The organism is Candidatus Pelagibacter sp. HIMB1593 (genome assembly GCF_052047755.1).
In the GTDB taxonomy this organism is placed as follows: Bacteria; Pseudomonadota; Alphaproteobacteria; order Pelagibacterales; family Pelagibacteraceae; genus Pelagibacter.
In genome coordinates this window covers 902,233-918,702 of the sequence record NZ_JBNAJK010000001.1, presented here as the reverse complement: position 1 = coordinate 918,702, position 16,470 = coordinate 902,233, and the positions used below count along the sequence as shown (strand labels likewise).

At 29.1% G+C, this 16,470-nt stretch carries 12 protein-coding genes and 3 tRNA genes; 2 read left to right on the top strand and 13 right to left on the bottom strand.

Annotation, left to right across the window (positions count from 1 at the left end):
• Positions 1-34: 34 nt before the first annotated feature.
• The 4 genes from ACTTA0_RS04775 to ACTTA0_RS04760 are packed head-to-tail and all read right to left on the bottom strand — an operon-like array spanning position 35 to position 6,742.
• Positions 35-1,192, bottom strand: a complete 1,158-nt coding sequence (locus ACTTA0_RS04775) for an ATP-binding protein (protein WP_440676292.1) — start codon at positions 1,190-1,192, stop codon at positions 35-37.
• Positions 1,192-2,397, bottom strand: coding sequence for a sugar phosphate nucleotidyltransferase (locus tag ACTTA0_RS04770; protein ID WP_440676291.1), 1,206 nt, complete (start codon positions 2,395-2,397; stop codon positions 1,192-1,194). Before ACTTA0_RS04770 ends, ACTTA0_RS04775 begins: the two co-directional genes overlap by 1 nt.
• The gene (gene ilvD / locus ACTTA0_RS04765) at positions 2,397-4,115 is read right to left on the bottom strand and encodes a dihydroxy-acid dehydratase (RefSeq protein WP_440676290.1); all 1,719 of its coding nucleotides are present in this window, start codon (positions 4,113-4,115) and stop codon (positions 2,397-2,399) included. The genes ACTTA0_RS04770 and ilvD overlap by 1 nt, the downstream gene beginning before the upstream one ends.
• On the bottom strand, positions 4,115-6,742 hold the full coding sequence (locus tag ACTTA0_RS04760) for a valine--tRNA ligase (RefSeq protein WP_440676289.1): 2,628 nt from the start codon (positions 6,740-6,742) through the stop codon (positions 4,115-4,117). Before ACTTA0_RS04760 ends, ilvD begins: the two co-directional genes overlap by 1 nt.
• A gap of 122 nt (positions 6,743-6,864) precedes the next feature.
• Here ACTTA0_RS04760 and ACTTA0_RS04755 point away from each other — a divergent pair.
• Positions 6,865-6,938 (top strand) — tRNA-Cys (locus ACTTA0_RS04755).
• Positions 6,939-6,988: 50 nt separating this feature from the next.
• A tRNA-Asn gene (locus ACTTA0_RS04750) sits at positions 6,989-7,064 on the top strand.
• A 65-nt stretch (positions 7,065-7,129) separates the two neighbouring features.
• Here the strand turns inward: ACTTA0_RS04750 and ACTTA0_RS04745 are convergent.
• The 9 genes from ACTTA0_RS04745 to ACTTA0_RS04705 all read right to left on the bottom strand — a co-directional run bounded on the left by ACTTA0_RS04745 (position 7,130) and on the right by ACTTA0_RS04705 (position 16,470).
• Entirely contained in the window at positions 7,130-7,501 is a 372-nt protein-coding gene (locus ACTTA0_RS04745; RefSeq protein WP_262589252.1) for a helix-turn-helix domain-containing protein, read from the bottom strand.
• Positions 7,502-7,647: 146 nt separating this feature from the next.
• Positions 7,648-8,382 (bottom strand): amino acid ABC transporter ATP-binding protein, encoded by a 735-nt coding sequence (locus ACTTA0_RS04740; RefSeq protein ID WP_440676288.1) that lies wholly within the window; start codon positions 8,380-8,382, stop codon positions 7,648-7,650.
• A 2-nt stretch (positions 8,383-8,384) separates the two neighbouring features.
• Positions 8,385-9,827 (bottom strand): amino acid ABC transporter permease, encoded by a 1,443-nt coding sequence (locus ACTTA0_RS04735; RefSeq protein WP_440676287.1) that lies wholly within the window; start codon positions 9,825-9,827, stop codon positions 8,385-8,387.
• Entirely contained in the window at positions 9,828-10,979 is a 1,152-nt protein-coding gene (locus ACTTA0_RS04730; RefSeq protein WP_440676286.1) for an amino acid ABC transporter permease, read from the bottom strand. It lies immediately after the preceding gene.
• A gap of 63 nt (positions 10,980-11,042) precedes the next feature.
• On the bottom strand, positions 11,043-12,083 hold the full coding sequence (locus ACTTA0_RS04725; RefSeq protein ID WP_440676285.1) for an amino acid ABC transporter substrate-binding protein: 1,041 nt from the start codon (positions 12,081-12,083) through the stop codon (positions 11,043-11,045).
• A gap of 125 nt (positions 12,084-12,208) precedes the next feature.
• Positions 12,209-12,285, bottom strand: a tRNA-Arg gene (locus tag ACTTA0_RS04720).
• Positions 12,286-12,314: 29 nt separating this feature from the next.
• Positions 12,315-13,484, bottom strand: coding sequence for a TrkH family potassium uptake protein (locus ACTTA0_RS04715; RefSeq protein WP_440676284.1), 1,170 nt, complete (start codon positions 13,482-13,484; stop codon positions 12,315-12,317).
• Between the two features lie 238 nt (positions 13,485-13,722).
• On the bottom strand, positions 13,723-15,114 hold the full coding sequence (trkA, locus tag ACTTA0_RS04710; protein ID WP_440676283.1) for a Trk system potassium transporter TrkA: 1,392 nt from the start codon (positions 15,112-15,114) through the stop codon (positions 13,723-13,725).
• Positions 15,115-16,470 (bottom strand): sigma-54-dependent transcriptional regulator, encoded by a 1,356-nt coding sequence (locus tag ACTTA0_RS04705; protein ID WP_440676282.1) that lies wholly within the window; start codon positions 16,468-16,470, stop codon positions 15,115-15,117.

Below are 16,470 nucleotides of genomic sequence, written 5' to 3'. Positions count from 1 at the left end.
AACTTTTGTTACAACCACTAACTTTTTAGTTGTATTATAGTGAGTTAAATTTGATATCTATAGTTGTCCCTTGATTTTCTACACTATTAATATCCATTTCAGCTCTATGTTGCGAAACTAAATGTTTAACAATAGCTAAACCAAGACCAGTTCCTCCAACACTACGACTTTTGCTAGGATCAACTGTAAAAAATCTCTCTGTGATTCTATGCAAAGATTCTTTTGGTATACCTATTCCCTGATCTGCTATTGAAACAATATTAAGTTCACCATCTTTTTTTGCTGAAATTGTAATTTCTTTATTTTTGTTACTATATTTAATTGAGTTATCAATAAGGTTTGTAAAAATTTCAATTAATTTATCTCTGTCACCAATTATTTTAAAATTTTCAATTTTATTAAATTTAATTTTAATATTATTTTTACTAATTATTTTTTCGTATGTTTTAATTACATAATCTAACAATTCTATTAAATCTATCTCATGAGTTGGCCTTATGTGCTCTTGCAGTTCTATTTTTGATAATGACAATAAATCTCTAATCAAATTTTCCATTCTTTCTGATTGAGATATCATTACTGGTAGCAAATTGTTTATTTCTGAATTTTTTTTTAATTCTGAATTGTCATCAAAGGTCTCAAGGCCCATTTTAATTGACTGTAATGGTGTTCTAAGTTCATGAGAAACATTAGCTACAAAATCTGATTTTAGCTGCTGAAATTTATGGAATTCAGTTAAATCTCTCATTAGCAGCACGCATGATTGTTCATCAAAAAAAATGTTATTGTGATCTAAATAAGCAGTTATATTTAATCTTTGAGTTGCTTGATTTCTGATTTCAATTTCTAAATCTGTAACATTTGTGCCTTGAAAAGCTTTATCAATAGAATTTAGAAGATCTGGATTACGTAAAAAGCCACTAATATTTTCATTTAGCTTTATTTGAAAAAGTTTATTTGAGGAATTGTTGCTAAAAATAATTTTTTTACTTTTATCTAATATGATTACTGCTTCTGGAATATAATTTAGTAAATCATACAAATTATTTCTGTAATCTTTGCTTTCAACAATTTTAACTGTTTCTTTTTCAGAGTTTTCTTCAGTATTAATTCCAAACACTCTTTCTTTTTTTAAGAGTAAGAAAGTTAATAATCCAATTATTATTAATAAAATTATTGTTAACAAGTCCACTACTTTACTCTGCCATAAACATCTTGATATCTTACAATATCAGTTTCCTTTAATATTGATCCAACTTGAGCTTCCATAATTCTAACTGGTTTTTGTCCAGGATTTTGAACTCTATGAATAGCTTCTAGTGGTATAAATATATGTTCACCGGGTTTTTTAATAATTGTCTCTTTACTTAGAGTTATTTTAGCATTTCCTTGTGTAACCAACCAATGTTCAGCACGGTGATAATGTTTTTGTAAACTTAGTATTCCTTTTGGTTTAACATAAAGTTCTTTAATTAAAAATTCTTTGCCTTCAAAAAGGTTTGTGTACCTACCCCATGGTCTAAAATAAATATTTTTCTTTTTAATGTATTTGTTTTTATTTTTGTCATACATTTTTAAAATCTCTTTCCAACTTCCTAGATCTGACCAAGGTATATCTAATTTAATTGCATTAATTTCTTTTGTTTTTTCAAGTATTGCGTAATCAAAAGATTTTGCAGTTGCTTTTATAAATGAAGCATTATTTAAATGATAAGTGTTTGATTTATATTTTGCCTTATTAACTGCTGCTACACAATTTCTATATATAGTTGGGTTATATTTTTTAAAGTTATTGATGATTGAATCTTTTCGAAGATAAAACATTCCTGAGTTCCAATATCCATTTTTTTTTATAATTTCCTTTGCTTTTGCTTCTTTAGGTTTTTCAATAAATCTAGTTACTTTATTAATGTTACCTTTAATTTTTTTAGTTAAGAAATAACCGTAATCACTTGTTGGAGATTTTGGTTTAATACCAAATACAAAAATATTATTTTCATTAAGATTAGATTTGTTTTTATTGATAGCCTTATTAAATATATTCATTTTCTCAATCAAATGATCAGCTGTGAAAAACATTAGTGGCTGATTATCAGGAATATCTTTTATTAAAGTTGTGCTTAAAATAGCTGGAGCCGTATTTCTTTTAGCTGGCTCAACAACAATTTTATATTTATTGATTTTATTTTTTCTTAGATGTTGTTTAACTTTACTTAGATATTTTTTGTTTGTGCTTATAATGGGTGCATCATAAATGGATGCTTTTGTTCTCTCTAAAGTTTTTCCAAGTAAAGTCCAACTACCAAAATCAATAAACTGTTTAGCTTGATGATTTTTAGAATTAGGCCAAAGACGGGTACCAGCACCACCACATAAAATAACTGGTCTTATTTTCATTAAATCTCTGAGTAATCTTTAACTTCCTTTTTCTTACCTGGATGAGTTGGAGCACCTAAATATGCTGGTCCAACTGTTTGAGCATATTTCCACAATGTACCTGATCCAAAGTCAGATTTTTTAGCTTTCCATTTTCTTTTTCTAGAAGCTAATTCTTTTTTAGAAAGTCTTACATTGATAGTTCCTTTTTTAGCATCAATATCAATGATATCTCCATTCTTTAAAAGACCTATAGGACCTCCTAGAGCGGCCTCAGGGCCTACGTGACCCACACAAAAGCCTCTTGTAGCACCAGAGAACCTTCCATCAGTTATAAGGGCTACTTTCTCCCCTTTTCCCTGACCGTAAATTGCACCAGTTGTTGATAACATTTCTCTCATACCTGGACCTCCAACTGGTCCTTCGTATCTAATTATAATTACATCGCCATCATTATACTTTCTACTTTGAACAGCTTTCATAGCGCTTTCTTCATTATCAAAGCATCTTGCTTTTCCAGTAAATTGTAATTTTTTAAGTCCTGCAACTTTAACAATTGCTCCTTCTGGAGCTAAGTTTCCTTTTAATCCAACAACACCTCCTGTTTGAGATAATGGATCTTTATAAGATCTCATTACTTTTTGTTTAGGATTAAATTTAATATCTTTTAAATTTTCTTTCATAGTTTTACCTGTAACAGTCATACAGTCTCCATAAATATATCCACCTTCGTATAAAGTTTTTAATAACATTGGTACACCACCTGCTAACCACATATCTTTTGCAACATATTTTCCACCAGGTTTTAAATCTGCAAGATAAGGTGTTCGTTTAAATATTTTTGCAACATCCATTAAATCAAATTTTATACCTGCCTCATTAGCAATAGCTGGTAAATGAAGACCTGCATTAGTAGATCCACCTGTTGCAGCAACAATTGTTGCAGCATTTTCTAAAGCTTTTCTTGTAACAATATCTCTTGGTTTAATTTTTTTCTGTAAAAGGTTCATAACCATTTTACCACTTTCTTTTGCATACTTATCTCTTTCCTCATAAGGAGCAGGAGTTCCCGCAGAATAAGGTAATGCTAAACCAATAGCTTCTGATACACATGCCATTGTATTAGCAGTAAACTGACCACCACAAGCACCAGCACTTGGACAAGCAACTAATTCTAATTTTCTAAGTTCTGCTGCAGACATTTGGCCTGATGAATGTTTACCTACTGCTTCAAATACATCCACTACAGTTACATCTTTTCCTTTGTAAGTTCCTGGAAGAATAGATCCTCCATAAATAAATACACTTGGTACATTTAGTCTAACCATTGACATCATTAAACCTGGCAAAGATTTATCACAGCCCGCAATACCAACTAATGCATCATAACAATGACCTCTAACAGTAAGTTCAGCAGAGTCTGCAATAACTTCTCTTGAAATTAAGGAAGATTTCATTCCTTCATGACCCATTGCAATTCCATCAGTAACTGTAATTGTACAAAATTCTCTTGGTGTTCCACCATTTGCTCTGACGCCTTTTTTTACAGATTGCGCTTGTCTCATTAAAGCAATGTTACAAGGCGCTGCTTCATTCCAAGTTGAGACTACTCCAACAAAGGGTTTTGCTACATCTTTTTCGGTTTCACCCATTGCATAGTAAAAAGATCTATGTGGTGCTCTATCTGGTCCTAATGATGTATGTCTACTTGGAAGTTTCTTTTTATTAAATTTTGCCATTATATACCCTTTATTGTTACTGATATTTTCTCAATATCATTCTTTAAATTATTATAATTAGTTTTTTCTTGTTCAACAATCTCTTTTGGAGCACGGTCTACAAAACTTTTATTCTCTAATCTTTGAGAAATTTTACTCATTTCTTGTTCTAATCTACTTTGTTTGGTTGTTAGGTTTTCTTTGATTAATTTTAAATCCACATCTTTATCAAAATAAATTTTAAATAAGTCACCTGAGACAACCATTGTTGCAGCAGGTTTTTCTAAATCATCATCAAGTATGTTATTTATTCTTCCAAGTTTTTTTAAGATTACTTCGTTCTTATTAATAAATTCTTTTTGATTGTCATTGATACCTTTAATTGAAACATCAATAAATGATCCTGGGCTAACATTTAGCTCATTTTTAAAGGATCTAAGCTCTGAAATAATATTTATGATATTTTCTACCTGCTCAGTGCTATTATCTTTTTTAACTTCTCCTGTTACCCAATTTTTATGCATTAAAAAATCGCTTCCATTCTTATCAAATTGGTCTTTGAGCCATATTTCCTCTGTTACAAACGGAATAAATGGATGAAGTAAGATTAATATTTGTTTGAATACATAAGATGACACTTTTTTAACCTCTGCTTTTGCATCATTATCATCTGAAAAAAGAATAGTTTTAGATAACTCCAGATACCAATCGCAATATGAGTGCCAAGCAAACTGATAAGCGTTTTTTGCAGCTTCATCAAATCTATAATCCTCAAGATTTTTTTGTATTTTATTCTTTGCCTCTATTAACTCTGAATATATCCACTTATTAATATTTACATTTAAATTTGGTAGCTGATCAATATATTTAAAATCACATTCATTTGTTATTAAAAAGTTATTGGCATTCCACAATTTATTTAGAAAATTTCTATAACCCTTAACTCTATCTTCCGATAACTTTACATCTGTTCCAGGTGAAGCCATTGAAAGTAAAGTAAATCTCAATGCATCAGCACTGTATTTTTCTATTAAATCTAAAGGGTCAATTACGTTTCCTTTTGATTTAGACATTTTCTGTCCTTTTTCGTCTCTTACAAGTGCGTGAACATATATATCTTTAAACGGTTCTTTATTTAAAAATTCTGTTCCAAACATAATCATTCTTGCAACCCAGAAAAAGATAATATCAAAACCAGTTACTAATACTGAAGTTGGATAAAATTTCTTTAAATAATCATCATCTTCTGGCCACCCTAAAGTAGCAAAAGGCCATAAACCAGATGAAAACCAAGTATCCAACACATCAGGATCTCTATTTAGTTCTACTTCTTTTTTGTAAAATTTTTTTGCTTGTGATTTTGCTTCTTCTTCATTTATAGCAACAAAAATTTTATTATCTGGTCCGTACCATGCAGGAATTTGATGTCCCCACCACAATTGTCTTGAAATACACCAAGGTTCAATATTGTTCATCCATTGAAAATATGTCTTAGACCAATTTTCAGGAAAAAAATTTGTTTTTTTAGAATTAACAACTTCTTTTGCTTTAACAGATAACTTAACAGCATCAGCAAACCATTGTTCTGTAAGAAAAGGTTCAATTATAGAATTAGATCTATCACCATATGGAACTTTATTTTTAATATTTTCTTCTTTTACAAAAAATTCTTTTTCTTTAAGTTCTTTTAAAATTCTTTTTCTAGCTTCAAATCTATCAAGACCTACGTAATGCTTAGGAGCATTTTCATTTATCTTACCTTCTTCAGTAAAAATATTTATAATTTCAAGATTGTTTCTTTGACCTACATCATAATCATTAAAGTCATGTGCGGGGGTTATTTTTAATGCACCTGTACCCTGTTCGGGATCAGCATAATCATCTTCTATAATTTTTATTTTTCTACCAACAATTGGAATAGTTACTGTTTTACCAACGAATGATTTAAACCTTTCATCTTTTGGATTAACAGCTATAGCGGTATCACCTAACATTGTTTCAGGTCTTGTGGTTGCTATAGTTATAAATTCACTAGTTCCATCTATAGGATATTTAATGTAGTAAATTTTTGAATTTACCTCTCTTTGATCTACTTCTAAATCTGAAATAGCTGTTTTAAGTACCGTGTCCCAGTTAACTAATTTCTTATCTTTGTAAATTAAACCTTTATTATAAAGTTCTACAAAAACCTTAATAACTGATTTAGACAAGTTTTCATCCATTGTGAATGCATTTCTTGACCAGTCACAAGAACAACCAAGTTTTTTTAATTGATTGATTATTATGTCACCATATTGCTCTTTCCACTCCCAAACCTTTTCAATAAATTTATCTCTACCAATCTTATTCTTATCTATTTTTTCTGAAGTAAGTTTTTTCTCTACCAATGCTTGCGTTGCTATACCAGCATGGTCAGTTCCTGGTTGCCATAAAGTTTCATAATTATTCATACGGTGGTAACGCACTAATAAATCTTGAATAGAATTATTTAATGCATGCCCCATATGAAGACTACCAGTGACATTAGGTGGAGGAATTACTATTGAAAATTTTTTAGAATTTTCTTTTGGTTTAAATAATTCGTTTTTTTCCCAATATGAATAAATCTTATTTTCAACTTCAGAATGGATATATTTATCGTTACTCATTGATTTTAAAGTTTATAATTTAATAATCTTATTTAACAATAATCAATTTGGAACGTTATTTAATAGACTAATATAAAAAATTTAATATAAAAAGGCTTGAAGCTATTCGTCTAAAACAAGAAGGCAACGTGGCGGAATGGTTACGCAGAGGATTGCAAATCCTTGTATCCCGGTTCGATTCCGGGCGTTGCCTCCAAAAAAAATCTTGTTTTAGTTTTAAAAAAAAGTAAGTTGTGATTTTTACATTCCTCGGTAGCTCAGTTGGTAGAGCAGTTGACTGTTAATCAATTGGTCGCAGGTTCGAGTCCTGCCCGAGGAGCCAAAAAAATTAATCCAAAAAATATTAAATATATGCAACTAACCAAAGGGGTCACATTTTGGTTATGATTAAACTGCTTTAGAAATATTAGATCCTGAAATTTGTAATGTTTTGTTAAATTTTAATTTTTGATCAGCATTAAGTTCTGAATAAACTTTTGCTAAAAAATTATAATTAACATTCATATGTCCTTCTTGAGATTTTTCTAAATTAACTAAATATTCTGAAAAATCTTCGAAGAAATAATTGATAGGCACTTTCAAATAATTTGAAAGTTGAAGTAACCTAATTGAACTTACTCCATTAGTTCCTTTTTCATATTTTTGAATTTGTTGAAATGTTACATTAATTGCTTTTGCTACTTTTGTTTGGGTTAAACCTAAAGCCAATCTTCTTAACTTAAGTTTATTCCCTAAGTGTTTGTTGAAATTATCTTCCATTAAGACCCCTCTTAATTAAATTTTAAAAGTCTATTGAACAAATTTATTTTAACTACTGCAATAGAAAAATTTATTTATTTTAATAAAAAAACCTTAAAAACTGAAAACCTGTCAAGCAATTGTTAAGATTGTAATGTATATAAATTTTATAAGATTTGGCTTAAGAAAAGCTTAGTACGATCACTCTTTGGATTAGCAAAAAACGCTTTTGTATCAGCTTTTTCTACTATCATACCTTCGTCCATAAAGATCATTTTATCTGCAACTTCTTTAGCAAAGCCCATCTCGTGAGTAACAACGATCATAGTCATACCCTGATTGGCTAAATCAACCATTACATCAAGAACTTCCTTAATCATTTCAGGGTCAAGGGCAGATGTTGGTTCATCAAACAACATAATTTTTGGTTCCATACAAAGCGCTCTAGCAATTGCTACCCTTTGTTGCTGTCCACCAGATAATTGACCTGGAAATTTCTGAGCTTGATCAAGAATTTGAACTCTTTCTAAATGTTTTAGTGCTAATTCTTCAGCTTCTTTTTTGGGCATTTTTTTTACCCAAATAGGAGCAAGTGTGCAGTTATCTACAATAGATAAATGCGGGAATAAGTTAAATTGCTGGAATACCATTCCAACTTCAGCTCTAATTTGCTCAATATTTTTTGTATCTTCAGTTAAAGTATTACCATCAACAATAATATCTCCTTGCTGATGTTCTTCTAATCTGTTTATGCATCTAATTAAAGCTGATTTACCAGAACCAGACGGTCCGCAAACTACTATTTTTTCTTTTGGTTTAACTTCTAAATTTATATCTTTTAGTACTTGAAAATCCCCAAACCATTTATTTACATTTTTAATTTGAATTATACTGTCAGACATAATTACCGTTCTGTTTTATATTTTTGTTCTAAATTATAGCTATACTTACTCATTGCATAACAAATAATCCAGAAAATTATTGCTGCAAATACATAGCCTTCCATTGCAAATCCTAACCATTCTGGATTAGTTTTTGCTAAATTTAACATTCCAACAATCTCTAATAAACCAACTACGAATATTAAAGGTGTATCTTTTACTAATGCTAAGAAAGTATTAGCAATACCCGGGATTACTAATTTAAGTGCTTGAGGTAAGATTACAAATATATGCATCTTCCAATATCCCATACCTAATGATTTTGCAGCTTCGTATTGACCTCGTGGTAACGCTTGTAAGCCGCCTCTTATTACTTCTGCAACATATGCAGCTTCAAATAATGAAATAGCTATAATTGCCCTAACTAGTTTATCTATGAAAAAATCTTCCGGTAAAAACATTGGAAACATCACAGCAGACATAAATAGAACTGTGATTAGCGGTACCCCTCTCCAAAATTCAATAAATCCTACAGAAATATATCTAATCAAAGGTAACTCAGATCTTCTTCCTAAAGCAAAAGCCATCCCAATAGGAAAGCAGAAAATTAAACAGAAGAACGAAATAATGAATGTTAGAGACAATCCACCCCAAGCACCAGTTTCAACCCAATTTAAACCATCAAGTTTACCAAGCTCGATTAGCTCTTCATAAAAAACAAAGTATTTAAGAACTATATAAAGAGTAATTGGTACAATTAAAAAATAGTAAAACTTAAATCTACTTGGAATAAAAAATCCAAGAATAATTGAAATAACTGCAGCAATTATACCGTAAGAAAAATCAAAAAATACTGGACCACCTGATATAAAAAAGAAAATAAATAAAAATGCTATAAAAGGATAAATTACTACATAGTATAAAGTTAAATACTTTTTAAATTTTTCTGTAGCAAAATATCCAACTGATCCAAGTAACGCTAAAGAAATAAAAGATAAATTTATTCTCCATTGTTCAGCATTTGGATACATTCCATACATAAATCTGTTTAACCAAACTTTGATATATGTCCAACATGCACCAGACCCAGAACAAACATCTTTACTGTCACCAGCAAAACTAGCATCAACAAAAAACCAGCTTAGTATTGGTGGTGTTGCTTTAATTATTACAAAAATAATTAATAAAGAAAGAACAGCATTAAAACCATTGGTATTAATATTTTTATTTAAACTGTCTAAAAATTTATATCCACTATGTTCAATTCTAATAAAGTGAAGACCTATAAACCCGATCACTAAAGGGATCAGAAAACTTAACAACGTTGGTAGAAAACCCGTGATGTTAACATTAAAAAATGAATTCAAAAATACATCTAAAACACTAATAAAAAATAACAAAGAACCTAGATACAAAAATGTATTCAAATTTTCTTTATCAGGTCTTAAAAAATTAATTTTTGACATTTATTTTTCCTTAATAGCAATTTTTTTATTGTACCAATTCATCAATATAGAAATTGATATACTCAAACTTAAGTAAGTAAGCATAGTAATAGAAACAATCTCAATAGCTTTTCCTGTTTGCATTAACGCAGTCCCTGCAAATACTAAAACTAAATCAGGGTAAGCAATAGCTGCTGCTAATGATGAATTTTTAGTTAAATTTAAATATTGGTTAGTAGTTGGCGGGATAATGATTCTTAAAGCTTGTGGCATTACTACTAATTTTAAAACTTGATTTGGATTTAAACCAATAGATGCAGCGGCTTCTTTTTGTCCTTTTCCAACACCTTGAATTCCAGCTCTTACACACTCAGCAATAAAAGTTGCTGTATATAATGCTAAAGATAAAGTTAATGCAATTAATTCAGGTGGTAAATTTAATCCACCTTCATATCTGTAAGAAGTTGCTGCTAATTGTTTTAATTTAGGTATTTCAAAAGAAAGATTAACACCTCCGATTAAAAAACTTAACATAGGCAATATAAAAATTAATCCTAAAGATATCCATAAAACTGGCAATTGCTTACCTTGGGTTTCTTGAACTTTTCTCGCATGAACTCTGATAACAACTATTGCAATTATTGCTGCAACTATTGAATAAAAGAAAACATTAAAATTTTCCCAAACAAAAGCTGGAACATACAGTCCTTTAATAGTTAAAAAGAAAACGCCAAACATTGCATCAGCATCTTGAGGTAAAGGTAAAGCTCTTAAGGCTGCAAAATACCAAAAAAATATTTGTAAAAGTAATGGAATATTTCTAAAAAATTCTACGTAAAAAGCTGCAAATTTATTAATTAAATAGTTTGGCGAAAGTCTTGCTACACCAACAATTATTCCAAGTATAGTTGCAATGATAATTCCAATTACAGAAACTAAAATAGTGTTTAACAAACCAACAAGAAAAGCTCTAAAATAAGAATGTGATCCGTCGTATTCAATTAAAGAAAATTGGACATCAAATGAAGATTCTTGAGATAAAAAACCATATCCAAAATCAATACCTCTATTTTCCATATTGACTTGGGCGTTATAACTAAAGAAACCAAAAACTAGAACTACTGCTAAAACTGTAATTAATTGAGGAACTATTTTTTGTAATTTGAAGTTCATTTAAGAGCTTATAAAAAAAAGGGCTAGAAAAATCTAGCCCTTTTTAATTAGTTAAATATGCAATTATCTTGCAGGTGGTACGTAAAGAATTCCACCTTTAGTCCATAATTCATTTGGACCTCTGTCTGGTAAAATTCCAGTGTCAGCTATATTTCTCTTATAGCTTTCGCCATAGTTACCAACTTGCTTGATAATTCTTAAGCTCCACTCATTGTCTAGACCAAAAGCAGCACCTAATTCACCTTCAGCTCCAACTAATCTTTTTACAGCTGGGTTATCTGAAGTTTTCATAGAATCTGCATTAGCTGAAGTAATTCCATACTCCTCAGCTTCGATCATAGCATTTAAAGACCATCTAACGATATCTTCCCATACTGAGTCACCTTGTCTAACAACTGGTCCTAAAGGCTCTTTAGAAACAGTTTCAGGTAATACAATGTGATCATCTGGGTTAGTCATTTTAGTTCTTTGTGCAGCAAGACCTGATTTATCAGTAGTGTAAGTATCACATCTACCGGCATCATAAGCAGCTACGACTTCATCAGCTTTTTCAAAAGCAACTGGCTCATAAGAAATTCCTTTAGAGTTAAAAAAGTCTCTCATGTTTAACTCAGTTGTTGTACCAATGTTTGTACAAGCTGAGATACCATCTTTGAATTGGCTTGTTGATGTAATACCAGAACTTTTTCTAACCATGAAACCTTGACCATCGTAAAAGTTTACTCCAACGAAAGTAAGTCCAATATCAGCATCTCTAGAAAGAGTCCAAGTTGTGTTTCTTGATAAGATATCAATCTCACCAGAAGTTAAAGCTGTAAATCTTTCTTTAGCACTTAATGGTGTAAACTTAACTTTGTTTGCATCACCTAGCACTGCAGCAGCAACCGCTCTACATACATCAACATCAATACCAGTCCAATTTCCAGCTGCATCAGCATTAGAAAATCCTGGAAGACCTTGAGATACTCCACATCTTACAAAACCCTTCTTTTGAGTATTTTTAAGTGTTTTAGATTTTTTAGCAGCCATAGTTTCTGTTGTAAAAGTAAACAACATAGCAACCATTGCTACTAAAGAAGTTAATTGTTTTAAGTATTTAAACATTATTCTTCCTTTTTAGTTATTTTTATTTGTTAACAAATAATTCAAAACTTAGTTTTGAATTCGGAGGATTAAACCATTTTAGAAAAACTACTTCAAGAGGAAATTATGGTCAAAAGACAAAGGAATGGCGCGCCCTGAAGGATTCGAACCTACGACCCTCGGTTTAGAAAACCGATGCTCTATCCAGCTGAGCTAAGGGCGCAATATTTGAGTTACATATATATTACAAATTTAATATTTAAACAGAAATTTTTTAGCTATCAATAATAAAGATAACAATTCAATTCGACCAATAATCATAAAGAAAATAAGAATATATTTAGTAATAAAATGTAAATTTTGGAAATCAAAATCACTTATTCCATATGCTGAAGAATTAACTGTATTCATTAATGTCAATACTGCCAGTTTAAATGAATATTCAAAATTTATATCACTTAGAGATAAAAAAATTGTTAACGAAAAAAGTGAAATTATAAAAATAACAATTGTAAGAAAATATTTATTTATATCTTGAGTTGCAAAATTAATTTTAGAAAATACTAGCTTATTCATAAATACATTTTTTGGTCTACTAAATGAAAGTATTTGATTTAAAGAATATTTTGTTAATGAGTAAATTTTCAAAAATCTTAACCCTGAGCTTGTTGAAATAAATGAACCTCCAATTATAACCAAAAGCAAATACAAAAATTGAAGATTAGTTTGTTCCAGATTCAATGAAATTCCAATGTTAGAAATACTACTTACTAAAGATAAAAAACTATTTGAAAAAGTATTATCATAACTAAAAAATATAAAAAAAATTCCAACTGTTACTACAAAGTATAAAAATAAATGAATATCCTCATGAAAAAAATTAATATTTTTTCTTAGAAAAATTAAATTATATACAAAGAAAATACTAAAAAAAGAAACTAGCATTAATAAAGAAAAAATTATTATCTGTGAGTTTTGGACTAGTATAGTTGAGAGATCATTTACGGGTAAAAAACCACCTGAGGAAATTAAAGTCATTGCAAGATTAAAAGAATTAAATGATCTAATTCCAAAAATATTTAAAATTATAAATATTACTAATGTTAAGCTCGAGTATAGTATAAATATTTTTATAGTTTGTTTTAAAATTTCTGTTGTATTAAATGATAAAAAGTTTGTAAGAGATTTTTTCAAATTTTCATCATAGATATCAATCAAAAATATTATTGAAAATAAGAAGTATAACCCACCTATCCATTGAATTGATGATCTCCATATTATTAATCCTTGATCAATATGTTTTATGTTTTCAAAAATTGTAAAACCAGTTGAAGTAAAACCAGAAACTGCTTCAAATAAAGCATTTAAAAAAGTTAGGTTGTAAATACTAAAATAAAATGGAATTAATAATACCAACGGCATAAAAAAATATCCCAAAAGTACTGTTAGTATTTTTTCAAATATAGTGGGTTTTTTTTCAGAGGTGTCAATTTTGTAAAACAAAAAACTAATTAAACCAGAAATTACTAAGCTAAAGTAATATGTATTTAAGTTTAAGTACAAGTTGAAATAATAAGAGTAAATAATATTTAAAAATGAAAAAACTGAAATTAACAGAAAGAAAAAACTTAAATATTTTACCCGAAGTATTGGCATTAAATTAAATTGAGCTAATTCTAAAAATGTTTTCAACAACTGAGATTGAGTCTTTTTTGGCTAAAAAAACTACTTTATCTTCTTTTTGAAACACAAAGTCTGATCTAGGGATAATTACTTTACCGTCTCTAAGAATAGCGCCAATTCGAATTTCTTCAGGAAGATTAGAATTTTTTAACTCTTTATTAATTAATTCAGATGTCTCGATTATCTCAGCCTCTATAACTTCATATTCACCATTCATAATTGTGTAAGCTGTCTCAATTGTACCTTTATGGATATGTTTTAAAATGCTCGATACAGTATTCATTCTAGGGTCAATCAAATCATCAATTTTAAGTGAATTCTGTAATAATGAATAGTTTGGTTTATTAATTAAAGCCATTGTTCGTTTATCATCAATTTCTTTTTCATCTTTTGCAAATTTTTCGACCAATACACTAACCATTAAATTATCTTCATCATCGTTTGTAAGTGCCAAAACAGTTTCTGCCTCTTCTAAATTTGCTTCTGATAAAACTTCTTCATCTAGAGCATCACCATTTATTACTATTGTATTATTTAGTTCACTTGCAAGAAATTCAGCTCTTTCTTTATTTTTCTCAATAATTTTTACTCGAGCTGCATCCAAATTTTCCTCAATATTCTTTGCTAAATTAAAACCTATATTACCTCCACCGACTATAAGAATTTTTTTAGAAACTTTTTCGGTATGTCCAAATGCTTCCAATGTTTCGGACATTTGGGTTGAGTTTATAATTACATAAATTTTATCATTTATCTTTATTTCATCGGTTTTTTTTGGAATAAAAAATCTTTCTTCTCTTATAACACCAATAACATTTGCTTTAAGATTAGGGTATTTTTTTGTAAGATCACTTAATTTAATATTGATCAAATTACAATTTTCATTAATTAATATTTCGAGTAACCTAATTTTATTTTCTGCAAAAGGTACGCTGTCTAAAGCTCCTGGGGCTTCTAATTTTCTTTGAATCGATTTTGCAATTTCAATTTCAGGTGAAATAATAACATCTATTGGTAAGTTTTCCTTATTATAAACTGTTGTAAACTTGGGATTTAAATAATCCTGAGATCTTATTCTGGCAATCTTTTTTGGTATTTTAAAAATAGAAAATGCAATTTGACATATTACCATATTAATTTCGTCATTTCGAGTTACGGCAATAATCATGTCTGCTTCTTGAGCATTTGCTTTTTCAAGTATTGATGGATAGCTGCCTTTTCCAACAATAGCTTTTACATCAAGTGCATCGTCAATTTTTTGAATATCCTCGCTAGAAGGATCTATTACGGTGATAGAATGACCTTGTTCACTAAGCTGTTTAGCAATAGTAAAACCTACTCTACCTGCACCACAAATGATTATGTTCATTTAATTAAATTCTTTAATTCCTAAGCCTTTTAACTTTCTATGTAAGGCACTTCTTTCCATTCCAACGAAATTAGCTGTTTTTGAAATATTTCCATTAAATTTTTTCAATTGAATAGTTAAATACTCCTTTTCAAATTTTTCTCTAGCCTCTTTTAATGGTACAGATAGGCTGTTTTCAGCCAATTGTTCGTTGAAATTAATATTTTTTAAGGATTCTTTTATTATATTTGAAATTTTTTCCTTTGTGTCAGGTTGTAAAATTGCAATTCGTTCAATTAAATTTCTTAATTCTCTAACATTACCGTGCCAATCATGATTTAGGATATAAGCATTGTCTTCATCTATTTCTAACTCATTAATATTGTAATTTTCAGATATTTTTTTTGAAAAATATTTAATCAAAAGTGGAATATCTGAAATACGTTGACTCAATGGTTCAACATTTATTTCAAAAACATTAAGTCTATGAAATAGATCTTCTCTAAAATTTCCTATTTCAATTTCTTGCTTCAAATCCTTACTTGAAGAACAAATTAATCTAACATTTACAGTGACATCATTTGAACCATTAACTCTTTTAAACTTTTGATCTGTTAAAACTCTCAAAATTTTTGACTGTATATCCAAAGGTATTTCCGAAACTTGGTCTATCATTAAAGTACCTTTGTTTGCTTTTTCTAACGCCCCATAAGATATAGAGCCGTTGTCTTTTTCTTCTCCAAATAATTCAAGTTCATATTTATTTGAATCTAATAAAGCTCCATTCAAAACTACAAAAGGATTTTTATTTCTTTTAGATAATTTATGAATTTTTCTTGCTATTAATTCTTTTCCAGATCCTGATGGACCATTAATAAACACTCTACTTTCTGTAATTGAAATTTTTTTAATTTGATCGTTTATATTTAAAATATTTTTACTATTTCCAATTAATTCATAGGATGAAAACAATTTTGTTTCATATTCTTTATTTTGCTTTTTAAGATTATAGTTTTCAACAGCTCTTCTAACAAAATTAAGCAGCCTCTCTTGATCAAAGGGTTTTTCAATAAATTCAAAGGCTCCTTCATGTAGAGATTTGACAGCCATTTCTATATTTGCATGTCCTGATATTATTATAACTGGTACATCTTTATCTTTTGATTTAATATGTGATAACAATTCTATACCATCGTTATCACCCTTATCTAATTTAACATCAAGAATTGCAACATCTGGAAGTTTTTTATCTATCTCAGATAATGCTTGATTATAATTAGCAGCAAGTCTTGTTTTATAACCAGCATCTAAAATTAATTCATTAATGATATTCCTTATATCAGCATTATCATCTACAATTAAAATTTCAGAACTCAT

Coding starts and splice junctions, on each gene's coding strand:
- ACTTA0_RS04735 (WP_440676287.1), bottom strand. CDS start 9,827: ATGTCAAAAATTAATTTTTTAAGACCTGATAAAGAAAATTTGAATACA.
- ACTTA0_RS04770 (WP_440676291.1), bottom strand. CDS start 2,397: ATGAAAATAAGACCAGTTATTTTATGTGGTGGTGCTGGTACCCGTCTT.
- ACTTA0_RS04740 (WP_440676288.1), bottom strand. CDS start 8,382: ATGTCTGACAGTATAATTCAAATTAAAAATGTAAATAAATGGTTTGGG.
- ilvD (WP_440676290.1), bottom strand. CDS start 4,115: ATGGCAAAATTTAATAAAAAGAAACTTCCAAGTAGACATACATCATTA.
- ACTTA0_RS04725 (WP_440676285.1), bottom strand. CDS start 12,083: ATGTTTAAATACTTAAAACAATTAACTTCTTTAGTAGCAATGGTTGCT.
- trkA (WP_440676283.1), bottom strand. CDS start 15,114: ATGAACATAATCATTTGTGGTGCAGGTAGAGTAGGTTTTACTATTGCT.
- ACTTA0_RS04745 (WP_262589252.1), bottom strand. CDS start 7,501: ATGGAAGATAATTTCAACAAACACTTAGGGAATAAACTTAAGTTAAGA.
- ACTTA0_RS04760 (WP_440676289.1), bottom strand. CDS start 6,742: ATGAGTAACGATAAATATATCCATTCTGAAGTTGAAAATAAGATTTAT.
- ACTTA0_RS04730 (WP_440676286.1), bottom strand. CDS start 10,979: ATGAACTTCAAATTACAAAAAATAGTTCCTCAATTAATTACAGTTTTA.
- ACTTA0_RS04715 (WP_440676284.1), bottom strand. CDS start 13,484: ATGCCGTTGGTATTATTAATTCCATTTTATTTTAGTATTTACAACCTA.
- ACTTA0_RS04705 (WP_440676282.1), bottom strand. CDS start 16,470: ATGAGTTCTGAAATTTTAATTGTAGATGATAATGCTGATATAAGGAAT.